Origin of the sequence: Azoarcus sp. TTM-91 (assembly GCF_012911025.1) — a bacterium.
GTDB lineage: Bacteria > Pseudomonadota > Gammaproteobacteria > Burkholderiales > Rhodocyclaceae > Azoarcus.
In genome coordinates, this window is sequence record NZ_WUEI01000012.1 from 1 (window position 1) to 24,601 (window position 24,601).

Here is a 24,601-nt window from a genome sequence, read left to right on the forward strand (position 1 = left end):
CGCTTCCGCTGGTATGGCCGTCCTAGCGCGCCAGACCGCGAGGGCTGAAGCCCTCCGCCGCCCTGTTCGTGCTGGTGTGGACCGGCATCGACTACTTCCGCGACCGCGCGCTGGAGATGGAGCAGACCCATACCTGGTCGCGCTTCCAGCAGTTGGCGGCGCAGGAAATCGCTCACCTGCGGCGGGAATTCCAGGCCCCGGCGATACGGGCCGGCGGCGAGGACGGCCGGCGGGAGATCGTCCATCTGCTGGCCGACCGCAGCGACGCGCTGGACATCGGCCTGGAAGTCATCGAGATCACCAACGGCCGGCCGACCCCGCTGTACCAGGATCCCGGCCTGCGCCCGGCCCCCATGGTCTACGCGGAAGCAATAGACGCCGGCGAACGCAGCTGGCTGGTGGAAGCCTCGCCGCTGCCCGGCCACTACTCGCTGGAACCCAGTCCCTCGGTTCAGGCGCTGCAGGTGGGCGCGCCGCTGCTGGGCCTGCTCGCCGCCGCCCTCGCCTTCGTCCTGCAGAGCCGCAACCGCGCCATCCGCCGGCAGGTGGCGCGCCAGACCGCCGCGCTGGAACAGGCCAACCGCGAACTCGCCCGCAGCAACGCCGCGATGGGCGCCGAAGTGGACCAGCGCATGCGCTCCGAGGCCGCGCTGCGCAAGAACGGAGCGCTGCAGAGCGCAATCCTGGACTGCTCCGAGTACGCCATCATCTCCACCGACGCCAAGGGCTTGATCCAGCTCTTCAACCCAGCCGCGGAACGCATCTTCGGCTGGCCGGCGGCCGAGGTCATCGGCCATCTCACGCTGCAGACCTTCTACCCGGAAGACGACATGGCGCGGCTGGAAAGCCGCTACGACACCAAGGGCTTCCCCAGCCTGGTGGCGGAAAGCCGTGGCAGCCGCATCGTCGAGCCGCACGAGCTGACGCTGCAGCGGCGCGACGGCAGCCGCTTCCCCGCCAGCCTGTCGATCTCGCCACTGCAGGCGGACGGCCACCTGCTCGGCTACCTCGGCATCGTCGCCGACGTCTCCCACCGCAAGGCGGCGGAGCTGCGCATCCGCTTCCTCGCCCACTACGACGCCCTCACCGAACTGCCCAACCGCAGCCTGCTCAACCTGCGCCTCACCGAAGCGCTGGACACCTGCCGCCGCCGCGGCGAACGGCTGGCCTTGCTGTTCCTGGACCTCGACCGCTTCAAGTATGTGAACGATTCGCTCGGCCACCACGCCGGCGACCTGCTGCTGCAGGCGGTGTCCCAGCGCTTCATGACCTGCGTGCGCGGCGAAGACACGGTGGCGCGCATGGGCGGCGACGAGTTCGTCATCCTGCTGCCGGCGCTGGAATCGCGGAACGAGGCGGCGGAAGTCGCCGAGCGGGTGCTGCAGGCCCTGCGCCGGCCCTTCGACGTGCGCGGCCAGCAGCTCACCATCACCCCCAGCATCGGCATCGCCCTCTACCCGGACGACGGCCCGGACGAAGAAACGCTGATCAAGCACGCCGACGCCGCCATGTACTCCGCCAAGGAGGAAGGCCGCAACGGCTTCCGCTTCTACACCCGCCAGCTCTCCAGCCATGTCTCCGAGCGGCTGGTGATCGAGAACCAGCTGCGCCAGGCGCTGGAACGGCAGGCCTTCGTGCTGCACTACCAGCCGCAGGTGGATGTGGCCAGCGGCGAGATCGTTGGCATGGAGGCCCTGCTGCGCTGGAACAGCCCGGAGCGCGGGCTGGTACCGCCGGACCGCTTCATCCCCATCGCAGAGGACAGCGGCCTCATCGTGCCGATAGGCGAATGGGTGCTGCGCGCCGCTTGCGCCCAGGCCCAGGCCTGGCGGGAGGCCGGCCTGCTGGAGGCACCGGTGGCGGTCAACCTCTCCGCCCGCCAGTTCGACCAGAGCAAGCTGCCGGAACTGATCGCCCAGGTGCTGGAGGAAACCGGCCTGCCGGCGAGGCTGCTGGAGCTGGAGCTGACCGAAAGCCTGGTGATGCGCGACCCGGAGCGCAGCTCCGACATCCTCAACCGCTGCAAGGCGCTGGGGCTGCAGATCGCGGTGGATGACTTCGGCACCGGCTATTCCAGCCTGGCTTACCTGCGCCGCTTCCCCATAGACCGGCTGAAGATCGACCGCTCCTTCATCAAGGACATCGTCGAAGAGCCGGACGACGCCGCCATCGCCCGCACCGTAGTCGCCATGGCCCACAGCCTGCGCCTGGCGGTGGTGGCCGAAGGGGTGGAGAGCGTGGCGCAGCTGCGGCTGCTGCGCGAATGGCAGTGCGACATCTACCAGGGCTTCCTCTCCAGCCGGCCGCTGCCGGGCGAGGAGATCAGCGCACTACTGGCCGGCCTGCGGGCCGCGCATCTGGTCGGCCTGCCACTGCCGGTAGAGCCGGTCTGAGGTCACCCGCACAGACCGCCGCCTGCCTCCCCCTCCCCGCGCCTGAGAGGGACGGAGAGAGGAAGAGGGCCACCCGCGAAGGGGCGGCTACGTTCCGGCCAACATAGCCTGCTCTTCGTCGCAGTCCCCCGCGCCAAAGCCGCCTGCAGAAAAACTCAAGCCCCGCTGGCAGACTCCAGCACCCGCAGCAGGCTGGCGGTGTCGTCCTGCCCCCAGCCCTGCGCCATCAGCGCGTTGAGCTGCTGCCAGACCTGCGCCGCGATCGGCAGCGGCACACCCAAGCGATACGCCTCTCCCAGCAGGATGCCGAAGTCCTTGTGATGCAGCCACGCCTCCACGCCGGCGGAGAAATCCCGCGACACCATGCGCCCACCCATCACCTCCAGCATGCGCGAGGCCGCCGAGCCGCCCATCAGCGCCTGGCGCACCGCGGCGACATCCACGCCGTGGGCGGCGGCGAGCCGCATGGCTTCGGCGCAGGCCTCTATGGCGGACACCATGACCATCTGGTTGCAGGCCTTGGCCACCTGGCCGGCGCCGGCCGGGCCCACATGCACCACCCGGCTGCCCAGCGTCGCCAACAGTGGCTGCACGCGAGCCAGCACCGCCGCCTCGCCGCCGGCCATGATGGCCAGCGTGGCCGCCTGCGCACCCGCAGCGCCGCCGGAAACCGGCGCATCCAGCCAGTCCACGCCCAGCCCGGCGTAACGCCCGGCCAGTTCGCGCGCGACCGTGGGCGAGGTGGTGCTCATGTCCACATGCACGCCGCCGCGGCGGAAGCCTTCGGCGAGGCCGTTCCCGCCGAAGGCCACCGCACTCACGTCGGCGCCGGTGGTGACGATGGAGAACACCACCTCGCTGCGCGCCGCCAGCTCGGCCGGCGTGGCGCACACCGCGGCCCCGGCCCGGGCCGCCTCGGCCGCCGCTTCCGGCCGCCGCGCCCACACCGCCAGTTCGTGCCCGGCGGCGATCAGGTGGCCCAGCATCGGCCGCCCCATCGCCCCCAGGCCGACGAAGCCCAGCTTCATTCGCCAGCCCCGCCGCTCATACGCTCCAGCAGCTTGAGCACGCCAATGGAGTCGTCCTCGCCCAGGCCGCTGCCGACCATGGCGTTGAACATCTGCGCGGTGGCCGCCGCCGCTGGCAGGGCGAGGCCGAGGCGATGCGCTTCTTCCATGACGATGCGCATGTCCTTCTGGTGCATCCAGGCCTTGAAGCCGGGCTTGAAGTTGCGGTCCAGCATGCGCTGGCCGTGGTTCTCCAGCACCCGCGAATAGGCGAAGCCGCCGAGCAGCGCCTCGCGCACCCGCGCCGCATCCACGCCGCTGCGGGTGGCGAAGTTCAGCGCCTCGGCCACCGCCGCCACGCCCACGCCGGTCAGGATCTGGTTGCAGGCCTTGGCGACCTGGCCGGCGCCGGAATCGCCGATGCGAGTCACCGACTTGCCCATGGCCTCGAACAGCGGCTTCACCTTGTCGAAGGCAGCCTGCTCGCCGCCCACCATGATGGTCAGCGTGGCGGCGATGGCGCCCACTTCGCCGCCGGACACCGGCGCGTCCAGCATGGCAATGCCCTTCTCCGCCATGCGCGCCGCCACCGCCTGCGCCGCGGCCGGCGCGATGGTGCTCATGTCCACATGGACCAGCCCCGGCCGCGCGCCTTCGGCCACGCCGCCGGCACCCAGCGCCACCTGCTCGACGTCCGGCGCATCGGCCACCATGGAGATGGTCACCTCCACCTGCGCCGCCACCTCGGCTGCGCTGGCGTGGCCCTGGGCACCGGCTTCCAGCAACGGCGCCATGGACTCCTGGCGGCGGGTCCACACATGCACCTTGTGGCCGGCCTTGAGCAGATTGAGGGCCATGGGGCGGCCCATCAGGCCGAGTCCGATGAATCCGACTTCCATTGGGATTGCACTCCTTGCGAGGGATGGGAGGCCACCGCGCACGCGGCTACCGCGGGCGCGCCGCCGGGCGGATAATGCGGCCATGACTTACGCCCCAATCATCAAGGAAATTGCCCGTGGCGCCAAGGGCGCGCGGCCTCTGGACGTGGCCGCCGCGGCCGCGCTTTTCGGCGACATCCTGGACGGCAAGGTGCCGGACCTGGAGCTGGGCGCCATCCTGATCGCGCTGCGGGTGAAGAGCGAATCGCTGCCCGAGTTGCTGGGCTTCAAGCAGGCGATGGATGTGCGCACTGCCCAGGTCGCCGTGCCACCCGGCCCGCGTTGCGTGGTGCTGCCCACCTACAACGGCGCCCGCCGCCAGCCCAACCTGATGCCGCTGGTGGCGTTGCTGCTGGCGCGCGAAGGCGTGCCGGTGCTGATCCAGGGGCGGCACGACTTCGAATCCCGCGTCAGCCCCTTCGAGCTCTTGTCCGCCCTCGGGCTGGAGCGCGCGGCGGATGCAGCCGCCGCCTCCGCCCAGCTTGCCCAACGGCGCCTCGCCTGCATCGGCGTCGAACAACTGCTGCCGGGGCTGGACCGCCTGCTGGCACTGCGCACCCGCTTCGGCCTGCGCGGCAGCGGCCACATCATGGCCAAGCTGCTGGACCCGGCGCGCGGGCGCAGCGTGCGGGTGGTGGCGGTGACGCACCCGGAGTATCTGGAGCGCATGGATGCCTTCCTGCGCGCCGACCCGGGGCCGGCGATGCTGCTGCGCGGCACCGAGGGCGAGATCTACGCCAACCCGCGCCGCTGCCCGACGCTCACCGTCTACGAACACGGCCAGGGCCGGGTTGCAGTGGAGGGCGAAGAAGGCGGCGCGCCGCCGCTGGCCGGCCTACCGGACAATCCCTCCATCGCCGACAACGTGCGCCTGATCCAGGCAGTGCTGGCCGGCGAGCAGCCGGCGCCCGAGCCCATCCGGGCGCAGGTGGACGCCCTGGCGGCCCTGGCGAAGGCGCCGTGAACGAAACAAGGGGAGCCGCCTCACTCCCCTTTTCATGCACCCGGCGAACCTGGATTTCTCAGCCTTGCAAGTGCAGGCGCCAAACACAGTCGAATCGCCTTGCGCCCGCCGCCCGCAGGCGGCACCGGCCTACATGTCGCCGAAGAACTGCACCTTGACATCCCGCGGCGGTGCCGAGAATGGCGCCGAGCTGACCAGCAAATCGGCGCCCGCGGCAACATAGGCTTCGGCGTTGTCCGCCTTCACCCCGCCAGCGGCGGCCAACAGGCAGGGCAGCTGGCGCACATCCAGCGCGGCGCGGCACTCGGCGACCCGGTCCGGCGGGAATTTCTCGGTCTGCACCACATGGGCGCCGGCCTGCGCCCAGGCCAGCGCCTCGTCCACCGTGCCGACCTCGACCACCACCTTCTTTTCCGGCTCCGCCGCCCGCAGGCGCGCCACCGTCACCGCCGGCGACTCGTCCAGATACAAGCGGTGCTCCGGAAAGACCAGCAGGGTCTCGGAGAGGCCAAGCCGGTGCATGGTGGCGCCGGCGCAGCGCACCGCCTTCACCGACAGCGCCTTGGTGCCGGGAACCGTCTTGCGGGTGCAGGCCACCGGCACCCGCTTGCCTTTGTGCTGGGCCGCCTGGACGATGGCCGCCGCCGCACTGGCGATGCCGCTGGCCCATTCGACCAGGACCTGGGCGGTCTTCCAGGTGCGGTGCAGCACTTCCGCACTGCCGTCCACGGTGAGGATGGGCGCCTGGAAGGACAGGCTCTCGCCCGACCGGGCTTCGAGCCGCACCCGCGCGCCGTTGAGTTCGAACAGCCGGGCGGCCTCTTCCACGCCGCAGACCGTCATCGGGCCGCGAGCGCAGAAGCTCAGCCGGGCCGGCCGCGGGCCGATGCGCAGGCTGTCGGTGGTGAGATCGCCGCAGGGCACGTCGTCGGCAAGCAGGGCCGCCAACTCTTGATCGCTCAGAACCGGATGACGCATGGAAGCCCTACTCCTGGTTGGCCGGCACGCTCCTCACGGGCGGGAACTCAATGCCGGGAAAAGAGATCGCGCAGGGCGCACAGCGCCCGTGTCGGATCGAAGCGGGTGTCCGCCAGCGCCTCGCCGGCGATCAGCTTTTCCAGCGCCGCCTGCGGTTCGCTCTCGCCGGTGAGCAGCACCTCGGCGCCGCGCTTGGCCATGTGGCGCAGGAAGCCATCGCCGGCGCTGCCCGCCACCACCAGATCCACGCCGTCCAGCGGATGCGGGCCGACGTCGTCAAAGTAGTGGAAAAGCTGCGCCTTCTCCAGCGTGATGCGCTCCGGCACCGGCAGCGGGCTGCCCGGAGTGCAATCGTAGATCAGCCACTCGCGCGTCTTGCCCGCATGCCCGGACACTTCCAGGAACTCGCGGGTGGCGACCGCGATGCGCATGCGGCCCTCTAGCCCGCTCAGGATAAAACCGGCGCCGCGGCGCCGGCCTCCCGGCCGATCTCCTCGACGAAGCAGCCCACCGGTGGTCCGAGCACGCCATCCGCCGCCTCGAAGCGGACGACGAACACCTCCACATCCAGCACTTCCTCGATGTGCCCCACTTTCACCACCACGCCGCGGGTGCCGGCCGCGGCCAGCAACTCGCCCTCGGGCACGCCCGGCAGGCTGCCATCGTTGTGGATGTCGTCCACCGCGAACACGATGGTGCCCGGCGGGTAGGTCGGCTCGCCCGACAGGGCTTCCGGCTGAACTGGCGTTTCCATGCTCACCCCCAGATTTCCGCAGGTACTTTCAGGCGCTCGACCGGCGCGCCGCCGATCAGGTGTTCGTCGATGATGGCCGCCACGTCGCCCGCCGCCACGCCGCCGTACATGACCGCGTCCGGATAGACCAGCACGCTGGGCCCGCTCATGCAGGGGCCGAGGCAGCCGGTGTTGGTCACCGCGAAGTCGTTCCACAGGTTGCGCGCCTGGAAAGCCTCCTGGAAAGCCTGGAAGACATCCATGCAGCCCTTCTGCTGACAGGAGCCACGGGGATGGCCCGGCGGACGCCCCTGGACACAGACGAGTACGTGCTTTTTCGGCTTGGGCATGGCTAGGCTCCTGGAGGGAAAGATTTCTCCTCTCCGAAGCAAGCCGGGTGCCATCAACTTTCTTTCACCAATTCAAATGCTTGCAGGAAGGGGGCTGTCGTCTTTGCGACAAGCCTCTGCGGGGATGGCAGTCCGGGCCGGGATGCGACAATCGCCTTCCTCCGCCGCGCTCCCCAAAAAAACGCGCCCCGCGTGCCTTGAGGCATCGCGGGGCGCGGCCGGACGGGGCGCGCTGCGCATCAGCCGCCGAAACGCCCGTCGCGGAAATCCGCCAGCGCTTCATAGATCTGCTGCTCGGTGTTCATCACGAAGGGGCCGTACTGCGCGATGGGCTCGTTCAGCGGCCGGCCGGCGATCAGCAGCAGGCGCGCACCCTCGGCTCCCGCTTCGACCGCCACGCCATCCCGGTCCGCCGCGTTGGCGAGCACCGCCATCCTCCTTTCGCCAACCTCCCGCCCGGCGACCGTGACCGCGCCGCGATAGACGTAGAGGAAAGCGTTGTGCTCCGCCGGCAGCCGCTGGGCAAAACGGCCGCCCGCCGGCAGTTGCAGGTCCAGGTAAAGCGGCTGGGTGCCCTCGCGGCTCACCGCGCCCGCTACGCCATGGCTGGTGCCGGCGATGACGGTTACCGCCGCACCGTCGTCAGTCGAGAAGACGGGCAGGTCGGCGGCGGAGAAGTCGCGGTACCACGGGTCCCTCATCTTGTCCCCGGCCGGCAGGTTCAGCCACAGTTGGAAGCCTTCCATCAGGCCGTCCTCCTGCTCCGGCAACTCGGAGTGGATGACCCCGCGGCCAGCGGTCATCCACTGCACGCCGCCGTTCTGCAGCAAGCCTTCGTGGCCGGCGCTGTCGCGGTGCCGCATGCGGCCGGCGATCATGTAGGTCACCGTCTCGAAGCCGCGGTGCGGGTGATCCGGGAAGCCGGCGATGTAGTCGTCCGGATCGTCGCTGCGGAAGGCATCCAGCATCAGGAAAGGATCCAGCCGCCGCTGCAGCGGCTGGGTGAGCACCCGGGTGAGCTTCACCCCGGCGCCGTCCGAGGTGGCCTGCCCGGCCACCAGGCGCTCCACCTCGCGGGAGCGATTCACCGTGTCGGGCCGCATCGTCTCTGTCGTGGTCGTCATGATGGTCTCCTGTTCTAGGATGCAATTCGGGGTTCAGGCGAAGGCGGCATCCATGTCCGCTTCCGCATCGGCAAAGGCCTGGGCTGCCGCCTCTTCGCCCAGCGCCAGGCCCTCGGCGTAGATGAAGCTGACGTCGGTCATGCCGAGGAAGGCCAGCACCGTCTTGAGGTAAGGCACCTGGCTGTCGGCCGGGGTGTCGCGGTAGCGGCCGCCACGGGCCAGGGCCACGTACACCTTCTTGCCCTTCAGCAGGCCTTCCACGCCGTTCTCGGTGTAGCGGAAGGTGACACGGGCGCGGGCAATGGCGTCGATCCAGTTCTTAAGCTGCACCGGCACGCCGAAGTTGTACATCGGCACTCCCAGCACCACCGTATCGGCAGCCTGGATCTCGGCGATCAGCGCATCATCCAGCGCCACCCGCGCCGCCTGCTCGGCGCTGCGCTGTTCGGCCGGGGTGAAGAGCGCGCCCAGCGCCGCTTCGTCCAGCACCGGATGGGGATTGGCGGCCAGATCGCGCAGCGTGAGGTTGGCGTCGGGATTCGCCGCGCGCAGGCGGGCGACGATGCGCTCGGCAACATGGGTGGAGTTGGCACCGACGGTGCGGGCGCTGGCATTGATCTGCAGGATGTTCATTTGGCTCTCCTTGTTTGGGGTGGGGTGCTTTGCTGCATGGGCTCCACTTTATTACCCACCTCATAATGGATAAATACGCCACATCGGATAACATTGACCCAAAAATGGAACAATACGACGCCAACGATCTCCTCATCTTTGCCCGCGTGGCCGAGGCCGGCAGCTTCACCCGCGCGGCCGAAAGGCTGGAATTGCCCAAGTCCACCGTTTCCCGCCGCATCGGTCAGCTGGAGGAGCGGCTGGGCGAACGCCTGCTCCAGCGCACAACCCGGCGCCTCAACCTCACCGAGTTCGGCCACAGCCTGCTGGAGCACGCCCGCCAGGTGGCGGCGGAAGTGGATGCGGTCGCCGCACTGGCGGAGCATCGTCAGGCCCGGCCCAGCGGCCGGCTGCGGGTCTCGATGCCCAGCGACTTCGCCAACCTGCTGCTGGTGGACATGCTGGCCGCCTTCGTCGCCCTGCATCCGGCGGTCACGCTGGAGCTGGACCTGTCGCCGCGGCGGGTGGATCTGCTGGGCGAGAATTTCGATCTCGCGCTGCGCATGGGCGATCTGCCGGACGACGCCAACCTGGCCGCCCGCCGCATCGCCACCTATCCCTCCGGGCTGTACGCCTCGCCCGCCTACCTCGCCGCCCGCGGCGCGCCGGCCGTGCCGGAGGCCCTGGCCGGCCACGACTGCCTGCACCTGCTGGGCCGCAACGGCGAACCAGCCCCTTGGTGCCTGCGCCACGGCGAGCATGAGTGGACGGGCACGCCGCCCGGCCGCAGCATCGCCAATTCGCCGGAACTGCTGATCCGGCTGGCCCGGGCCGGTGCCGGCATCGTCGCCGTGCCCGAGTACTTCGCCCAGCCTCACGTGCGGCGGGACGAATTGCGCCGCGTCCTGCCCGAGTGGAACCTGCCCTCAGCCACCGCCTGGGCGGTGTTTCCCGGACGCCGGCTGATGCCGACCAAAACGCGGGCCTTCCTCGACATGCTGGCAACCGCCCTCAGCCCGATACGGGAATAGCCAGTCCACACGCCTGCCCCTGCGCAGGGAACTTTCCGCCTAGCCGCACGCACGAAATGCGCTCGCCACCGGCTGGCGCTAGCATCTCGACTTCGGCCTCATCGGCACCGCCCCTCCCACCCTTCGCTCTCGACGCCCCCATGCCTGCAACCTTCCTGTCCTACCCGCGCGGCCCATTCCTCGCCCTCTTCCTCATCTGCACCGGTTTGCTGGGCTTCGGGCTCTATCTCCAGCATGCAGTCGGCCTGCAGCCTTGCCCGATGTGCATCATGCAGCGCTACGCCTTCGTCACGATCGCGTTGGTCTCGCTCGTCGCCGGCATCCATGGACCGGCGCGCACCGGCCGCAAGGCCTACATCCTGCTGATCCTGATCGCCGCCCTGGCAGGAGCCGGCGTTGCCGCGAGGCAGAGCTGGATACAGCTGTATCCGCCCGAATTCGCCGAGTGCGGCCCTGACCTTGGTTATATGCTGGACAGCTTCCCTCTCGCCGAATCCCTGCCGATGATCTTTGGCGGCTCAGGCGATTGCAGCGCGGTGGACTGGACCTTCCTCAGCCTCTCCATCGCCAACTGGTCCCTCCTTTGCCTGCTGGGCATCGCAGCGGTCGCGGTGCACCAGCTATTGCGTCGGCGCTGAGCCTTTCCCTCCGCTTTCCTCGCCCGCGCTACCGCAGCGCAGCATGCCTCGCGGGCAGCCGGATGCCGTACGCCGGACGATAGCGGCCACCCAGCCAATACCCACGTTGGCAGAAATGGAATCCATTGCTATTGTTGGCGCGCAGTTACCGGTATTGCATCGGATCGGAACGCCGCAACCAGCGGCGTCCGCGCGAGGAGAGCCATCATGTATGAGCAATCGAATGCGAGCCGGGGAGTGCCTCCCTGGTTCAAGGGCAGCGCGGAAGACTACAGCCAGCTGGAGAAACTGCATTTCGACATGCGCGTACGGGAGAACGCCCGCCGCCGCGCATTCGCCTCGCGGCTGACCGCCTATCTGCTGGTCATGCTGGGACTCGCCATGGCGATGGGGCGCTTCGCCCTGGCCGAGGGCGAAGGCTTCACCGAAACCACTTCGGCTACGGTTTTCCCCTTTTTCGTACTGACTGCCACGGTGGCGCTGTTCGAGCTGGTGCGCTTTCTAGAGCGGCACGTATTCGATCTGGAAGTGAATTTGCGCTTTGCACCATTGGCGCAGGAGTGTGTCCGTCGGGGGGAGGTGGATGAGGAGCAGCCGCTGCTGCCCTACTCCGACGAAGCCCCGCTGCATGCGGAGCTACTGCGGTTTGCCCGCGCCCGGCGGGAAAGCCGGCGCCTGCTGCCCGCCCTGTTCCGCGCCGGCTTCACCCTGGGCGGCCAGCTGCCGCGCAGGCCGGGAAAATACTGAACCGGGCGCAATCTCGCCCGGCGGTTCAGCCCAGTACGCGGACTATGGCGCCCCCGATCTCGTAGATGCCGTCGCCCACCGCGTGGCAGCGCTTCACCTGCAGCCGTGTCACCAGCGGCGGGCGGTCGAGCTGGGCGCCGGGCGAGGCAACGGCCACCTCGATCACTTCCAGCTCCCCGGGCACATAGGCCGCCCGTATCGTCATTCCGCCGACACTGATTTCCACGCACTCCGCCGCCACCACCTCGCCATTGGGCAAGAAGATGGACGCGGAACAACCGAGGGGAATGCGCCGGTCCAGCCGACGATCCGGAGGTGTGGAGCGAGCATTCATTGGCAACCCCGCAGATGACGATGCGCGATTGTAGCCGGCCTGCCCCGGCGGGGATGGCGGACATATGCCCGCATCCGGGCGAAATCAGCTGGAAGGGGCACGCGCGCAGGCGCAGGCGTAATCCGCGATGGCCGCCACCACCGGCTCCGCCTCGCCCACTGCCGGTTCCAGCTTGAACACCACCTGCGGATGCCGGGTGGCGAGTTCCGCCAGGAGCGCCGGCAGGTCGCGCTTCAGGTGGCCGCCCTGGGCCAGGAACACCGGCACGATCACCAGGCGCTGGCAGCCGCCGGCGATCAAGCCCTCAGCCGCTTCCGCCAGGGAGGGCGACATCAGCTCCAGGAAGGCCAGCGTTACCTCCAGCTCCGGCGCGAGCGCCCGCACACGCTCGCGCATACGCTGCATCGGCCCCGCCCAGGCGGGATCACGCGCACCATGCCCGAACAGGATCACGCCCTGACTCCCGCTCATGGCCGCGCCTCCTGCACCACCAGCCGATCCAGCACCCGTGCCGCGGCGAACAGGCCCACGCTGGCAGTCATCGCCACGCTGGAACCATAGCCTGCGCAGGCCAGCCCCTGCGGCCCCTGGCCCGGCGCACAGGCGGCAACCGGATAGCGCAGCGGCTCCACCGAATACACCGCCTCGATCCCGAACTTGCGCCGTGGGTCGCGCGGGAACCCGTGATTCTTGCGCAACGCGGCCCTCACCTTGGCGAGCAGGGGGTCCTGTTCGGTGCGGGCAAGGTCGTCGACCCGGATGCGCGTCGGATCCGTCTTTCCGCCTGCCCCGCCCGCCATCACCAGCGGCAAGCCCTGGCTGCGGCAAACCGCGGCAATGGCGACCTTGGCACGCACGTTGTCGATTGCATCCACCACATAGTCCATGCCCTGCAGCAGCTCGGCCGCATTCTCCGGCGTCAGGAAGTCTTCCACCTGGACGACCCGGGCGGCCGGATTGATTGCGGCAATGCGCGCCGCCATCGCCTGCACCTTGGCCTGGCCCAGCGTTCCGTCCAGCGCATGGATCTGCCGGTTGATGTTGGACTCGGCGACATTGTCCAGATCCACCAGGGTCAGCCGGCCGACCCCGCTGCGCGCCAGCGCCTCCGCCACCCAAGAGCCGACGCCGCCGACGCCGACGACGCAGACATGCCGCTGCGCCAGCCGCTCCACCGCCCCGGGGCCATAAAGGCGGTCCAGGCCGCCGAAGCGGCGAGCGGCATCGGCCTCCCCCGTGGGGGGCGACAGGGCATGTTCGGGAGCGAGCGGAAGCGACATCGGAGACATACGGGAACGGGAAATCCGGCCGATCTTACTCCACTCCCCTGGCCCGGGCGGGGCGGCGGCGGCCTGCGGTGCCGGCAACAGACGGGAGCGGCGCACCGCGACAGGCTCCGCCCCCGAATGCTCAGACGATCTCTGCCGCCGGCAAGCGGGCCTTCTGGCTGTCCAGCCACACGCCCAGCCCCTGGGCATTCAGCTCCAGGTCGTCGCGCAGCAGTTCCAGCACGGCGTCCTCTGCCAGCAGCCAGCCCTGCCGCTCCGACTCCTCCCGCACGATCTGCTCCAGGCCGGCGAGGATCTCCACATGCCGCGCCACCCCATCTCCGCGGGCAGCCTTCGCCACCGCGACCTGGGTGTCGATGAGCCGGTGCAGATCGTCGGCCAGCCGTGGAATGTCGGTCACCCGGCTGTAGTGAGTAAGGAACATGGCCCGCGGCGAACGCGACAGCATGCGGTTCACCGAAGCGTGCAACGCATTCGGATCGAACTGGGTAGGCGTGGTGCTGGGAAAGATGAAGGCGCGGCCATCCACATCCAGCTCGCGGTAGGAGAGGCCGAAGGTATCGCCGGCGAAGAAGGACTGTGCCTGGGTATCCCAGAGCGCCACGTGATGCTTGGCATGCCCCGGCGTCTCCAGCACCTCGAAGACACGACCCGCCAGTTCCAGCGTCTGCCCCTCCACCGCGGCGACGACGCGCTCTTCCTCCACCGGCACCAGGCGACCATACAGCGAAAAGGCGCGCTCAGCCCCATACACCGCAGCCGTTCCCTGCCACAGTCGGGTGGGGTCGACCATGTGCGGAATGCCGCGCGGATGAACCAGCAGCCTGGCCCCGGGCAGCGCGCACATCAGGCTGCCGGCGCCACCGGCGTGGTCCAGGTGAACATGGGTCAGCATCACCCATTCGACAGCGTCCGGCGCCACGCCCAAGCCGGCCAGCGCGGCCAATACGCGCGGCACCGATGCGTTGCAGCCGGTATCCACCACCGCGGCGCGGCCTCGGTGGACGATGATGTGGATTGCGGCAAGCAGTGGCCGGCCATAGCCGGAATCCACCGCATAAATGCCGTCAGGATGCGCACAGAGATCATGCACGGTTGCCTTCCTCCGTCCTTCGGACTGTTTTGCCCGATTCTATCCGAGTAACAAAAAACGCTCTCCAGCCGCGCAGCCCAAGGGGTGGAATGCGCCGGGCAGCGGACCCGGGACGTTAAACTGTCCGTCCCTAACGCCACCGCGGCCCCGGCTCACGACATGGATTTCGATTTCGACCGACAACCCGACCGCCGTACCGTTCCCGGCGAGAAGTGGGGCCGCTATGCCGGCCGTGACGTACTTCCGCTCTGGGTGGCGGACATGGATTTCACCGCACCGCCCGCCGTGCTGGAAGCGCTGCGCGAGCGGCTGGACCATGGCATCTTCGGCTACACCGATGCCTGGCCCTCGCTGACCGAGGCGGTCATCACCGGCCTGGCGCGCGACCATGCCTGGCAGGTCGAAGCCGAGTGGCTGGTATGGCTGCCGGGCGTGGTCACCGGCTTCAACCTCGCCTGCCGTGCCGTTGGCCAGCCCGGGGACAGCGTATTCACCGCCACGCCGATCTATCCGCCCTTCCTGTCCGCGCCGGACAACTGCGAGCGCCGGCTGATCACCGCACCGCTGGTTGAAGGCCCGACGCGCTGGGAGTGGGACAGGCAGGCGACCGAGCAGGCGCTTGCCGGGGATACCCGCCTGTTCATGCTGTGCAGCCCGCACAACCCGGTGGGCCGGGTGTTCGACCAGGAAGAGCTGCAGTGGCTGGCCGACCTCGCCCAAGGCCGGGACCTGGTGGTCTGCAGCGACGAGATCCATTGCGGCCTGGTGCTGGACGAGGACAAGCCGCATGTTCCGCTGGCCGCGCTCAATCCGGAGATCGCCCGCCGCAGCATCACGCTGATGGCGCCCTCCAAAACCTGGAACATCCCCGCGCTCTATTGCGCCTTCGCCATCATTCCGGACGCCGGCCTGCGGGCGCGCTACCGGCGGGCGATGCGCGGCATCGTGCCGCATGTGAACGTGCTGGGGCTGGTGGCCACCGAGGCAGCCTATCGCGACGGCGGCGCCTGGCGCAGCGCGCTGCTCGATTACCTGCGCGGCAACCGCGAGCGGGTGATGGAGGCGGTAGCGGCCATGCCGGGCCTGCGCACCAACCGGCCGGAGGCGACCTATCTCGCCTGGCTGGATTGCCGCGACAGTGGCCTGGCAGATCCGGCGGCCTTCTTCGAGGCCGCGGGCGTAGGCCTGTCGGACGGCCGCCCCTTCGGCCTGCCCGGCTTCCTGCGCCTCAACTTCGGTTGCCCGCGAGCGACGCTGGACGATGCGCTGGGGAGGATGCAGCGGGCGCTGGCCACACGCTGACGCGCGCCAACCCGCCATGCCGGGGCGGAAGAACACCGCGGCGGGCGTCTGCAGGGGAAGTCAGCGGTGGCGGAGGAAGCGCGCCTCGAACTCCGCCGCCGGCACCGGCGGGCTGCAAAGATAGCCCTGGTAGGCGCCGCAGCCCAAGGTCGCCAGCAAGGCAAGCTGGGAGGCGGTTTCCACCCCTTCCGCCTGCACGCTGATCTCCAGCGCCCTCGCCATGGCGACCACCGCGGCGGCAATCGCGAGGTCGTTGCGGTCGTCGGCCAGATCCTTGACGAAACTGCGGTCGATCTTGAGTTTGTCGATGGCAAAGCGCTTGAGGTAGGCGAGGCTGGAATAGCCGGTGCCAAAATCGTCGATGGCCAGCCGCAGCCCCAGCTCCTTGAGGCGATCCAGCATTGCCGCCGCCCGCTCGCCTTGGTCCATCAGGTTGCTCTCGGTGATCTCCAGCTCCAGCCGGCCGGCCGGCAAGCCGGTTTCCTCCAGCACTTCCCGCAGCATGGAGCCCACATCCTGGCGCTTGAACTGTGCCGCGGACAGGTTGACCGCCATCGAACCGAAGGCAAGGCCGGCGGAAATCCAGGCCTGGGCCTGGCGACAGGCTTCGCGCAGCACCCATTCGCCCAGCGGCAGGATGAGGCCGGTTTCCTCGGCGATGGGGATGAACTCCACCGGCGAGATCATCGCCTCCCCCGCGGGCTGCCAGCGCACCAAGGCCTCCGCTCCCAGCAGGCGGCCATCGGCCACCGACAGCACCGGCTGGTAGAAGACGACAAACTCCTCCTGCGCCAGCGCCCGGCGCAAGCGGGTTTCCAGGTCCAGCCGCTGGCTGGCGTAGCGGGTCAGGTCTTCGGTGTAGAAGCCATAGGTGTTGCGGCCCTGGCTCTTGGCCCGGTACATCGCGGCATCCGCGTTGCGCACCAGTTCCATGAACTCCCAGCCGTCGTCCGGATAGAGGCTGATGCCGACGCTGACGTGGATGAACACCTCATGACCCGAAGAAAGGGAGAAAGGCTCGGCCAGCCCCTCGATCAGGTTCTGCGCCACGATGGCGGCATCGCCCGGCGCCTCCACTTGCTCCAGCAGCACCATGAACTCGTCGCCGCCCAGGCGGCCGAGGGTGTCCTCCTCGCGCAGCCGGCGGCGCAAGCGGCCGGCGACCTCGCACAGCAGTTCGTCGCCCACCGAATGGCCCAGGCTGTCGTTCACCGTCTTGAAACGGTCGAGGTCGAGGAACATCACCGCCACCCGCTTGCCGCGGCGCTGGGCCACCTCCAGCGCGTGCTCCAGGCGGGAGAGCACCAGCAGGCGGTTGGGCAGGTCGGTGAGCGGATCGTGATGGGCAAGGTATTCCAGGCGCGCCTCGGTCTGCTTGAGCTTGCTGATGTCGGTGAACACACCGACGTAGTGGCTGAGCTCGCCGGCCTCGTTGCGCACCGCGTTCAGGGTGAGCCACTCCGGATACAGCTCGCCGTTGCGGCGGCGGTTCCACAGCTCGCCCTGCCAGTAGCCCGTCTGCGTCAGCGCCGCCCACATCGCCTGGTAGTGGGCGCGGTCGTGACGGCCGGACTGGAGGAAACGCGGATTGCGGCCGATCACCTCGTCCCGCTCGTAGCCGGTCACCACGGTGAAGGCGCGATTGACCGAGACGATGCGGCCTTCGAGGTCGGTGATGAGCACGCCGTCGTGGGTGCTCTCTATCACCGCCGCGTTCAGCCGCAGGCACTCGGTGGCGGCACGCTGCTCGCTGATGTCGCTCCATACGCCGACGATGCGTTGCGGCGCGCCCTCGCCATCCCTCACCAGCCTGCCTTCGTCGCGCAGCCACATCGTCTCGCCGTCACCCCGCAGGAAGCGGTATTCGCGCACCCGCTGGGTGCCGGCACGAAGGTCCACCGGCAGGCTGCGCGCCAGCGCCTGCTCGGCCGGGTGCAGACAGCTAGCCCACCAGCCTGGCTGCAGCGCGGCGGCGACTTCGTGGCCGGCGAGACGAGGCAGGTTGTCGCTGACCCAGGTGAGCCGCCAGGCGCCGTCGCGCAGCTCCATGGTGTAGTTCACCGAGGGGCTGGTGGCGAGCACCTCCTGCAGACGCGCGCTGGTCTGGCGCAGCGCTGCGCGCTCGCGCACCAACTCCGCCTCGCGGAACACCTTGTCCAGCACCAGCGGCAGCTCGTGCAAGTAGCCGTCATGCTTCACCAGGTAATCGGACACCCCCAGCCGCAGCGCCTGGGCTGCGATCTCCTCGCTGCCCTGGCCGGTGACCATGACGATGGGCAGGTCCAGCCGGCGCTCTTCGCGCAACACCTTGGTGATGTCCAGCGCGTTCATGCCGGGCAGCAGGAAATCGAGCAGCACCACATCGTAGTCGCAGGGCAGCCCGGGAGCGGCCGGCAGGTTGGCGAGGACTTCGTCCGCAGTCGCCACATTGCGGATGCGCAGGTGGGGAGCCCCGTGCTGCAGGTGCCGCCGGGTGAGGTCGATGTCGAAGCGGTGGTGCTCGGCATAGAGCACCCGGATGGGCCGGCTGCGGTGAGCCAGCTCGGCGCGCGAGCGATTCAGCGCCACCTCCAGCGTGCGCGGCAGGCGCTCCAGGTAATCGCCGTCCTTGACCAGGTAGTCGTCCGCTCCCGCTTTGAGGGCCGCCACCGCAGCGCCCTGGTCGCCCGAGCCGGTGAGCACCACGAAGGCCAGTGGCAGCCGCTGCTCCCGCACCCAGTTCAGCAGGTCCATGCCGCTGCCGTCGGGCAGGGCGAGATCGGCCACCACCACCTCGTAGCCAGGCTCCAGCTTGAGCCGCTCTATGCCGCGCGCAACGCTGGTCGCCAGTTCGAGCACAGCGGCCGGCATGCCGCGCGCGAGTCCGCGGCGGACCAGATCCGCATCGAGCGGATTGTCTTCGACGTAAAGGACTTTCATCCGTACCCCCGGCCGCCGCCTCAGGCCCGGGCGGGCTTGTTGAGCGCGCACCAGTAAAGCTCGATCTGGCTGGCGACCTGGGTGAACTTGTCGAAATCGACCGGTTTCAGGATGTAGGAGTTGGCGCCCAGGGTGTAGGCGGTCTCGATGTCGGCGTCTTCGTCCGAGGTCGTGAGCACCACCACCGGCACACTGCGCGACACCTCCTCGCGCTTGTACTGGCGCAGCACGTCCAGGCCATGCACCTTGGGCAGCTTGAGATCCAGCAAAACCACCAGCGGCAGCGGCTCGCCGGCGCTCCAGCGCGGCAGGAAGTCGAGCGCCTCCTGGCCATCACGGGCGACCAGCAGCGGGTTCACCAGATGCCGGCGGTTGAAGGCGCGGCGGGTAAGGTCCAGATCGGCCGGATTGTCCTCGACCAGCAGGATGGGTCGGGCGGTGGGCAGCAGCTCGCTCATAGTGGCAGTTCCAGGTGGAAGGTGGCACCCTGCCCCACGGCGCCCTCGGCCCATACCCGGCCGCCCATGCGCTGGACGGCCTTGCGCACGATGGCGAGGCCGACGCCAGTGCCGGCGTAGTCCTCTGCCCGCTGCAGACGCTGGAAGATCTCGAAAATGCGATCGTGGAATTTCATGTCGAATCCGATTCCGTTGTCCTGGACACGTACATGACAGCGCTCCCCCTCCGCCCGGGCCGAAATGCGAATTTCAGGCGAGACGGCATCCCTTGAATACTTGAGAGCGTTATCAACGAGATTTCGCAGAACTTGCGCCAGTCCGTCGGGATCCACCTGCACCCTCAACTCCGGCACATCCACTTCGATGCGGGTATGGCCGCTTTCCAGCTCCGCGGCCCGCTCGGCGAGTATGCCACGCACCATGTCGGGCAGGTTTACCTCGGTCCGCTGCAGCGTGCGCCGCTCCATGCGGGAATAGGCAAGCAGGTCGTCGATCAGGCGGGCCATCTGCTTCACGCCGGAACGAATGTGCCGGATGAAGAGTTTTCCCTCCTCGTCGAGCTGGCCGGCATAGTCCTCCATCAACAGGTGGCTGTAGCCGTCGATGCCGCGCAGGGGCGCCTTGAGGTCGTGGGAAACCGAGTAGGCGAAGGTCTCCAGCTCCTTGTTCAGCACCGCCAGCTGGGCGGTGCGCTGCTCCACCCGCGCCTCCAGCTCGGCATTGAGCTCGCGTATCGCCGCATCCTTGCGGTGGCGTTCGGTGACATCAGTGAGCAGGCCGGTGCGCTCGACCGGCCGGCCGTCGGCATCCCGCTGCAGGCTGCCGCGCTCTTCCACCCAGATGTACTCGCCGCTGCCGGAGCGGATGCGGTACTCCCGCATGGCATTGTCGCCCTCGGCCTCCGCCTGCTCCACGCGCTCGCGATCCTCCGGATGGACGAGCTCGATGAAGCGGAAATCCGCTGCCGTGAGCTGGGCTGTGCTGTAACCCCAGCGATGGATGTTCTCTGACACATAGGTGACCGGCCAGCCGGGCGACAGCCGCCAGCGGAACAACACGGTGGGGCTGGCCTCGACCACCGCGGAGGCGGCTTTCAGCGCCGCCTGGTCGCGGTAGCGGTTGGTGAGATCCAGCAAGGCGCCGATGACGGCCGGGCCGCCCTCGTAGTCGATCCGGCTGCCATACACCTCCACCGGAAAAGCGCTGCCGTCGCGCCGTATGCCGCGGAACTCGTACTGGACGAAGTCCACCTCGCCTGTGGTACGGCGTCGCAGTTGCTCGGTCACCCGAGGCAAGTCGTCCGGATGCACCAGGCGCGCAATGGGGAGGTCGATGATCTCCTCGACCTCATAGCCGAACCACTCCGCCAGCCGCGGATTGGCATAGGTCATGCGGCCGTCGCGAACGAGGTAGACGCCAACCAGGGTGCGCTCGACCAGGCCGCGGAAGCGGGCCTCGCTCGCTGCGATGGCGGCGGCGGCATCGCGGTCCTGCTGCATGTCGAAGCAGCTGCCGATATAGCCGAGGAAGCGGCCGTCCGCTCCAAGGATGGGCTCGGCATGGCTCGCCATCCAGTGGTAGCCGCCATTGCGGAAACGCAGGCGGTATTCGGTGGAGAATGGTCGGCGCGCCGACAGGGCAGCGCGGAAGATCCGCTGCCAGCTGGCGAGGTCGTCCGGATGTACTCCCGCCAGCCAGCCTTCGCCGAGCTCCTGCGCCAGCTCCCGCCCGGTGGAGGACAGCCAGGCCTGGTTGAAGTAATCGAAGGCCCCCGCCGCGTCCGCCCGCCAGATGGGGTTGGGCATCCTGTCCAGCAGACGCACATGGTAGTCGCGCGAATCCAGCACCTCGCGCATCAGCGAAGACAGCTGGCGACCGAGCAGGCCCAGTTCATCACTCCCCGACACAGGGCGCGGCAGATTGCCGCCGCGCGCCTGGGAGCGGGTGTAAGCCAGCAATTGCTCAATGCGGTCGGTCAACAGCACCTTCACCAGCGCGCCGATGCCTAGCGACAACAGCAGGATGGGCAGCAGGACAATGAGGCTCTGCCGCAAGGCCTGCTGGCGGGCGGAGCGCAGCAGCGGGCCCGTGTCCAGCAAGATCACCGCGTAGCCCGCCTGAGTGGAGCGGATCTGCCCCGCAGGCGCCGGCAGCCGCACCGGGAAGACACCCCACAGCCGGTCGCTGCCGCGATCGCCCGCTACCTGCCCGGCCAAGGTGCGTCGCGCCGCACTCACCAGCGCCGATGGCGGCGCCGGCAAGCCGACCTCTTCCAGCATGCGCCCCTCCAGCCCAGGCCGGGTGGCGGCGACGATACGCTCGCCACTGCCGACGAAGGCGGCATAGACCAGGTGCGGCAGGGTCACCCGCTGCGCCACCAACTGGCGCGCATAGCGGCCATCTCCCTCAGCCAGCGCCGCCTCCAGGTTGGCCGCCAGGGTGCCGCCGGAATGGCGGGCGATCATCTCCACCCGGGTACGCGCATCTTCGGAATAACTGTTCAGGATGAAGGCGAACTGGCCGGCAGCCACCAGCACGCCGAACACCAGGACGATGCCGAGCAGCAATTGGCGCAGGGGCAGGTAGCTGACCACCTCATACCTCCTCGACCAGGCTGGAATCGAGCAGGCTCTCACCCTGCACTTGGGCATGCAGCAAGCGGTAGTTGTGCAAGGTGAGCGCCACCCGCCCCAGCGTGCTGGCCAGTTCGCCGCTGGAGAAAAGGCGGCGGTTCTCCGCCGGGTCCGGCAGGCGCACACCCTGCAGCGCAACGCTGAACGCCTCGGGCGCCAACCCGGCACGCGGCCCCAGCGCCAGCGCGGCGGCCCCCGGGTTGGCCAGCAAGCGCTCACGCGCGGCGAAGTGGCTGGCTATCAATTGCCGTACATCCGCCCGGCGGCTGGCGAGTTGCAGCTCTCGGACCACGATCACGTTCGCGAACTCGCCGGCCATTTCCCGGGTGGAGAACAGCTCGAGCGCCCCCAGGGCCAGCAGACGGGAACGCACCGGCTCGATGCTGACCAAGGCATCCACCCGCCGTTCGAGGTAGGCGTCTTCCTGCTGGTCCAGGGGCAGAGGCACGAAAACCACTTCATCGAGCCCGACGCCGGCGCGCTCCAGGGTCTTCGCAACCAGATAAGCGCCTCCGGCTTCCGTTTCGACACCAATGCGGGCGCCCCGCAGGGAGCCCAGCCCCTGGGCCGGCGGCCTCGCCAGCAGGCTGCCCGCCCCCTCGGAAAAATCCACCACGCAGACCAAGCGCGGCGCCTGTTCGTGTGCGGCCAGCAGCAAGGCTTCATCGAGCGTCACCACCGCCGCATCCAGGTTGCCATTGCGGAAGGCCGCCAGCACCATGGAGGCGTTGGGAAAATCAAGCAGCCGCGCAGAACCAGGAGGCAACAGCGCCTGGGACTCCGCCAGCCTCAAGCTGGCAGTACCGGGCCAAGGACTGGCGCCGACCAACAGGGGATCACGCGTGAGGGCACAGCCAGAGAGTGTGAACGGCAGCGCCGCACTCATCGGCAAGGCAGGAAAGGCGGCGAGAAAACGACGACGCTCCACGCTCCGGCACCACTCCTCGTCACATGCCGCAAAACAGCGGCGACGGTTGGACAGGCGGCAGCCAAGCGGACTGCACCCCTGCAGCAACTTGCGTTTCGGCTATCGAGTGTAATGCAGACGGACTCGCCCTCGCGCGTTCAGTAGCCCCGGCCGGACAAGGGGTCACCTGCCCGGCTCAGCATCCGGGCGGGACATGCGATGGGCGGCAAAACAGTGGCGGCAAAAAACAAAGGGCCCGCAGCCATCGGCCGCGGACCCTTCGTTTGCCCGGGAGCAAAATCAGAACGGGATGTCGTCGTCGAAGTCGCCGAAACCGCCGCTGTTACTGTTGGCGTTGCTGGCCGGCGCGGGACGGGAGGCCGGTGCCGGCGCGCGGGACTGCTGCGGCGCCGGGGCGTCGTAGCCGCCACTGTCCCCCCCACGCATCGGCGCATCGCCGCCTTCGCGGCGGCCCAGCATCTTCATCTCCTCGGCGCGGATCTCGGTGGTATAGCGATCCTGGCCGCTCTGGTCCTGCCACTTGCGGGTGCGCAGGCTGCCCTCGATGTAGACCTGGCTGCCCTTGCGCAGGTACTGGCCGGCGATCTCGGCCAGCTTGCCGTAGAAGCTGACACGGTGCCATTCGGTGGCCTCGCGGCGCTCGCCGCTGGTCTTGTCACGCCAGCTCTCGGTCGTGGCGAGGCGGATGTTGCAGATCGCGTCGCCCGACGGGGCAAAACGGCTTTCCGGATCAGCGCCGAGGTTGCCGACCAGAATCACTTTGTTAACGGAAGCCATCGGTTCTCCTTTGATTTCGAGGTGCAGACCGCCCGTGCAGGGCGGCCATCAGATTCTTTCAGCCGCCGCTTGCGGCCGGAACGGCGCGCACGGGCGGGGGGCTCATCGTTGCCGCCAGGGCCAGCCACAGCAGGGCGAGCCCGCCACAGGACAAGAAGACGGCCGCCGAACCATGGTGCTGCGCCAGCCAGCCGCCCAGCGCACCACCAAGGAAAAGTCCGGCGGATTGCAGCGTATTGTAGACGCCCAGCGCGGTTCCCTTGGCATCCGCCGGCGCGATGCGCGAGATCCACGACGGCTGCGTCGCCTCCAGCACATTGAAGGCGATGAAGAACAGTGTCAGCCACAAGCCCAGCGCATAGACGCCGTGGCCGAAGGCGTAGAAACCGAGCTGCACGACCACCAGCAGCGCCACCGCGCCATTGAACACCAGCTTCATGCGGTTGTAGCGCTCTGCAAAAATGATGGCCGGCACCATGAAGACGAAGGACACCAGCACCGCCGGCAGATACACCTTCCAGTGCTCGGCAACCGGCAGGCCAGCGGTGGAGATCAGCGCCGCCGGCACCATGACCCACATCGTGGTCTGGATCAGGTGCAGCACGAAAACGCCGATGTTGAGCCGCATGAGCTGGCCATCGCGCAGCACATCCACGAAGCGGCCGGCGTTGGCGCGCGGCACCTGCGGCGCGCCGGGCACCACCCAGCCCAGCACCGCCATCGCACACAACGCCAGCGCGGCGGTGAGCCAGAACAGCCCACTCATGCCTATCCAGGCATAGAGCAGCGGCGCCCCCACCAGCGACACGGCAAACACCAGGCCAATGCTGGACCCTATCATCGCCATCACCTTGGTGCGGTGCTGGTCGCGGGTAAGGTCCGCGGCCAGCGCAGTCACCGCGGCGGAAATCGCGCCGGCGCCCTGCAGCACGCGACCGGCGATGATGCCGTAGATACCATCCGCACAGGCCGCAACCACGCTGCCGATGGCGAACAGCAGCAGGCCGAAGAAGATCACCGGCTTGCGCCCGAAACGATCGGACGCGGCGCCATAGGCGATCTGCAGACAGGCCTGGGTCAGGCCGTAGGCGCCGATGGCAAGCCCGACCAGCGTAAGGTTGTCGCCGCCCGGAATGTGCTGCGCGTGGGCGGAAAAGACCGGCAGGATCAGGAACAGGCCGAACATGCGCAGCGCGAAGATCGCCGCCAGGCTGACACCGGCCCGGCGTTCAGCGGCCGTCATCGAATCGCGCGCAGAGGAAGACATGCTGGCGGTGGACAAAAGAACGCATTCTAACATTGGCCCGCAGCGCCCTTCTCTCTTATAGTCCAACGTTGCCTTCCGCACTCATC

At 68.7% G+C, this 24,601-nt stretch carries 24 protein-coding genes; 6 read left to right on the forward strand and 18 right to left on the reverse strand.

Annotated features, from left to right (window positions below; translation table 11 throughout):
* The first annotated feature begins 68 nt into the window (after nt 1-68).
* Nucleotides 69-2,393 carry an EAL domain-containing protein gene (locus GRF61_RS05460; protein ID WP_169149697.1) on the forward strand — a complete coding sequence of 775 codons (2,325 nt, stop codon included), beginning with the start codon at nt 69-71 and terminating at the stop codon, nt 2,391-2,393.
* A gap of 155 nt (nt 2,394-2,548) precedes the next feature.
* Here GRF61_RS05460 and GRF61_RS05465 read toward each other — a convergent pair whose 3' ends face one another.
* Nucleotides 2,549-3,421, reverse strand: coding sequence for an NAD(P)-dependent oxidoreductase (locus GRF61_RS05465; RefSeq protein WP_169149698.1), 873 nt, complete (start codon nt 3,419-3,421; stop codon nt 2,549-2,551).
* The gene (locus GRF61_RS05470; RefSeq protein ID WP_169149699.1) at nt 3,418-4,299 is read right to left on the reverse strand and encodes a 2-hydroxy-3-oxopropionate reductase; all 882 of its coding nucleotides are present in this window, start codon (nt 4,297-4,299) and stop codon (nt 3,418-3,420) included. Before GRF61_RS05470 ends, GRF61_RS05465 begins: the two co-directional genes overlap by 4 nt.
* Before the next feature lie 82 nt (nt 4,300-4,381).
* Here GRF61_RS05470 and ybiB point away from each other — a divergent pair, with 82 nt between their 5' ends.
* Entirely contained in the window at nt 4,382-5,302 is a 921-nt protein-coding gene (gene ybiB / locus GRF61_RS05475; RefSeq protein ID WP_169149700.1) for a DNA-binding protein YbiB, read from the forward strand.
* Nucleotides 5,303-5,431: 129 nt separating this feature from the next.
* Here ybiB and modD read toward each other — a convergent pair whose 3' ends face one another.
* The 6 genes from modD to GRF61_RS05505 all read right to left on the reverse strand — a co-directional run bounded on the left by modD (nt 5,432) and on the right by GRF61_RS05505 (nt 9,120).
* Nucleotides 5,432-6,280 (reverse strand): ModD protein, encoded by an 849-nt coding sequence (gene modD, locus GRF61_RS05480; protein ID WP_169149701.1) that lies wholly within the window; start codon nt 6,278-6,280, stop codon nt 5,432-5,434.
* A gap of 47 nt (nt 6,281-6,327) precedes the next feature.
* A complete protein-coding gene (locus GRF61_RS05485; RefSeq protein ID WP_169149702.1) occupies nt 6,328-6,711 on the reverse strand; it encodes a hypothetical protein in 384 nt (127 codons plus the stop codon).
* Nucleotides 6,712-6,728: 17 nt separating this feature from the next.
* Entirely contained in the window at nt 6,729-7,034 is a 306-nt protein-coding gene (locus GRF61_RS05490) for a nitrogen fixation protein NifZ (RefSeq protein ID WP_169149703.1), read from the reverse strand.
* A gap of 2 nt (nt 7,035-7,036) precedes the next feature.
* A complete protein-coding gene (locus GRF61_RS05495; RefSeq protein WP_169149704.1) occupies nt 7,037-7,363 on the reverse strand; it encodes a (2Fe-2S) ferredoxin domain-containing protein in 327 nt (108 codons plus the stop codon).
* 239 nt (nt 7,364-7,602) lie between these two features.
* Nucleotides 7,603-8,487 carry a pirin family protein gene (locus GRF61_RS05500; RefSeq protein WP_169149705.1) on the reverse strand — a complete coding sequence of 295 codons (885 nt, stop codon included), beginning with the start codon at nt 8,485-8,487 and terminating at the stop codon, nt 7,603-7,605.
* A 33-nt stretch (nt 8,488-8,520) separates the two neighbouring features.
* Nucleotides 8,521-9,120: an NAD(P)H-dependent oxidoreductase gene (locus GRF61_RS05505; protein WP_169149706.1), complete on the reverse strand. Its 600-nt coding sequence runs from the start codon at nt 9,118-9,120 to the stop codon at nt 8,521-8,523.
* A 104-nt stretch (nt 9,121-9,224) separates the two neighbouring features.
* On the opposite strand from GRF61_RS05505, the gene GRF61_RS05510 reads away from it, so the two are divergent.
* The 3 genes from GRF61_RS05510 to GRF61_RS05520 all read left to right on the forward strand — a co-directional run bounded on the left by GRF61_RS05510 (nt 9,225) and on the right by GRF61_RS05520 (nt 11,515).
* A complete protein-coding gene (locus GRF61_RS05510; protein WP_169149707.1) occupies nt 9,225-10,130 on the forward strand; it encodes a LysR family transcriptional regulator in 906 nt (301 codons plus the stop codon).
* Between the two features lie 140 nt (nt 10,131-10,270).
* The gene (locus tag GRF61_RS05515; protein WP_169149708.1) at nt 10,271-10,768 is read left to right on the forward strand and encodes a disulfide bond formation protein B; all 498 of its coding nucleotides are present in this window, start codon (nt 10,271-10,273) and stop codon (nt 10,766-10,768) included.
* Nucleotides 10,769-10,975: 207 nt separating this feature from the next.
* On the forward strand, nt 10,976-11,515 hold the full coding sequence (locus tag GRF61_RS05520) for a hypothetical protein (RefSeq protein WP_169149709.1): 540 nt from the start codon (nt 10,976-10,978) through the stop codon (nt 11,513-11,515).
* A gap of 25 nt (nt 11,516-11,540) precedes the next feature.
* Here the strand turns inward: GRF61_RS05520 and GRF61_RS05525 are convergent, their stop codons facing one another.
* From GRF61_RS05525 to GRF61_RS05540, 4 genes are all read right to left on the reverse strand, one after another.
* Nucleotides 11,541-11,849 carry a PilZ domain-containing protein gene (locus tag GRF61_RS05525; RefSeq protein ID WP_133590404.1) on the reverse strand — a complete coding sequence of 103 codons (309 nt, stop codon included), beginning with the start codon at nt 11,847-11,849 and terminating at the stop codon, nt 11,541-11,543.
* Nucleotides 11,850-11,933: 84 nt separating this feature from the next.
* Complete coding sequence (locus GRF61_RS05530; RefSeq protein WP_169149710.1) at nt 11,934-12,320, reverse strand: CbiX/SirB N-terminal domain-containing protein; 387 nt, start codon at nt 12,318-12,320, stop codon at nt 11,934-11,936.
* Entirely contained in the window at nt 12,317-13,129 is an 813-nt protein-coding gene (locus tag GRF61_RS05535; RefSeq protein ID WP_169149711.1) for a tRNA threonylcarbamoyladenosine dehydratase, read from the reverse strand. The genes GRF61_RS05530 and GRF61_RS05535 overlap by 4 nt, the downstream gene beginning before the upstream one ends.
* Nucleotides 13,130-13,259: 130 nt before the next feature.
* Nucleotides 13,260-14,231, reverse strand: a complete 972-nt coding sequence (locus tag GRF61_RS05540; protein ID WP_169149712.1) for an MBL fold metallo-hydrolase — start codon at nt 14,229-14,231, stop codon at nt 13,260-13,262.
* A 159-nt stretch (nt 14,232-14,390) separates the two neighbouring features.
* On the opposite strand from GRF61_RS05540, the gene GRF61_RS05545 reads away from it, so the two are divergent.
* Nucleotides 14,391-15,533 carry a PatB family C-S lyase gene (locus tag GRF61_RS05545; protein ID WP_169149713.1) on the forward strand — a complete coding sequence of 381 codons (1,143 nt, stop codon included), beginning with the start codon at nt 14,391-14,393 and terminating at the stop codon, nt 15,531-15,533.
* A gap of 60 nt (nt 15,534-15,593) precedes the next feature.
* On the opposite strand, the gene GRF61_RS05550 is transcribed toward GRF61_RS05545, so the two are convergent.
* The 6 genes from GRF61_RS05550 to GRF61_RS05575 all read right to left on the reverse strand — a co-directional run bounded on the left by GRF61_RS05550 (nt 15,594) and on the right by GRF61_RS05575 (nt 24,491).
* Nucleotides 15,594-18,452 (reverse strand): EAL domain-containing protein, encoded by a 2,859-nt coding sequence (locus tag GRF61_RS05550; RefSeq protein ID WP_169149714.1) that lies wholly within the window; start codon nt 18,450-18,452, stop codon nt 15,594-15,596.
* Between the two features lie 20 nt (nt 18,453-18,472).
* Nucleotides 18,473-18,910 carry a response regulator gene (locus tag GRF61_RS05555; protein WP_169149715.1) on the reverse strand — a complete coding sequence of 146 codons (438 nt, stop codon included), beginning with the start codon at nt 18,908-18,910 and terminating at the stop codon, nt 18,473-18,475.
* Nucleotides 18,907-21,504, reverse strand: coding sequence for a PAS domain-containing protein (locus tag GRF61_RS05560; RefSeq protein ID WP_169149716.1), 2,598 nt, complete (start codon nt 21,502-21,504; stop codon nt 18,907-18,909). The genes GRF61_RS05555 and GRF61_RS05560 overlap by 4 nt, the downstream gene beginning before the upstream one ends.
* Before the next feature lies 1 nt (nt 21,505).
* Nucleotides 21,506-22,309: an ABC transporter substrate-binding protein gene (locus tag GRF61_RS05565; RefSeq protein ID WP_169149717.1), complete on the reverse strand. Its 804-nt coding sequence runs from the start codon at nt 22,307-22,309 to the stop codon at nt 21,506-21,508.
* A gap of 441 nt (nt 22,310-22,750) precedes the next feature.
* Nucleotides 22,751-23,248 (reverse strand): single-stranded DNA-binding protein, encoded by a 498-nt coding sequence (gene ssb / locus GRF61_RS05570; protein WP_169149718.1) that lies wholly within the window; start codon nt 23,246-23,248, stop codon nt 22,751-22,753.
* A 58-nt stretch (nt 23,249-23,306) separates the two neighbouring features.
* On the reverse strand, nt 23,307-24,491 hold the full coding sequence (locus tag GRF61_RS05575) for an MFS transporter (RefSeq protein ID WP_169149719.1): 1,185 nt from the start codon (nt 24,489-24,491) through the stop codon (nt 23,307-23,309).
* Nucleotides 24,492-24,601 lie beyond the last annotated feature (110 nt).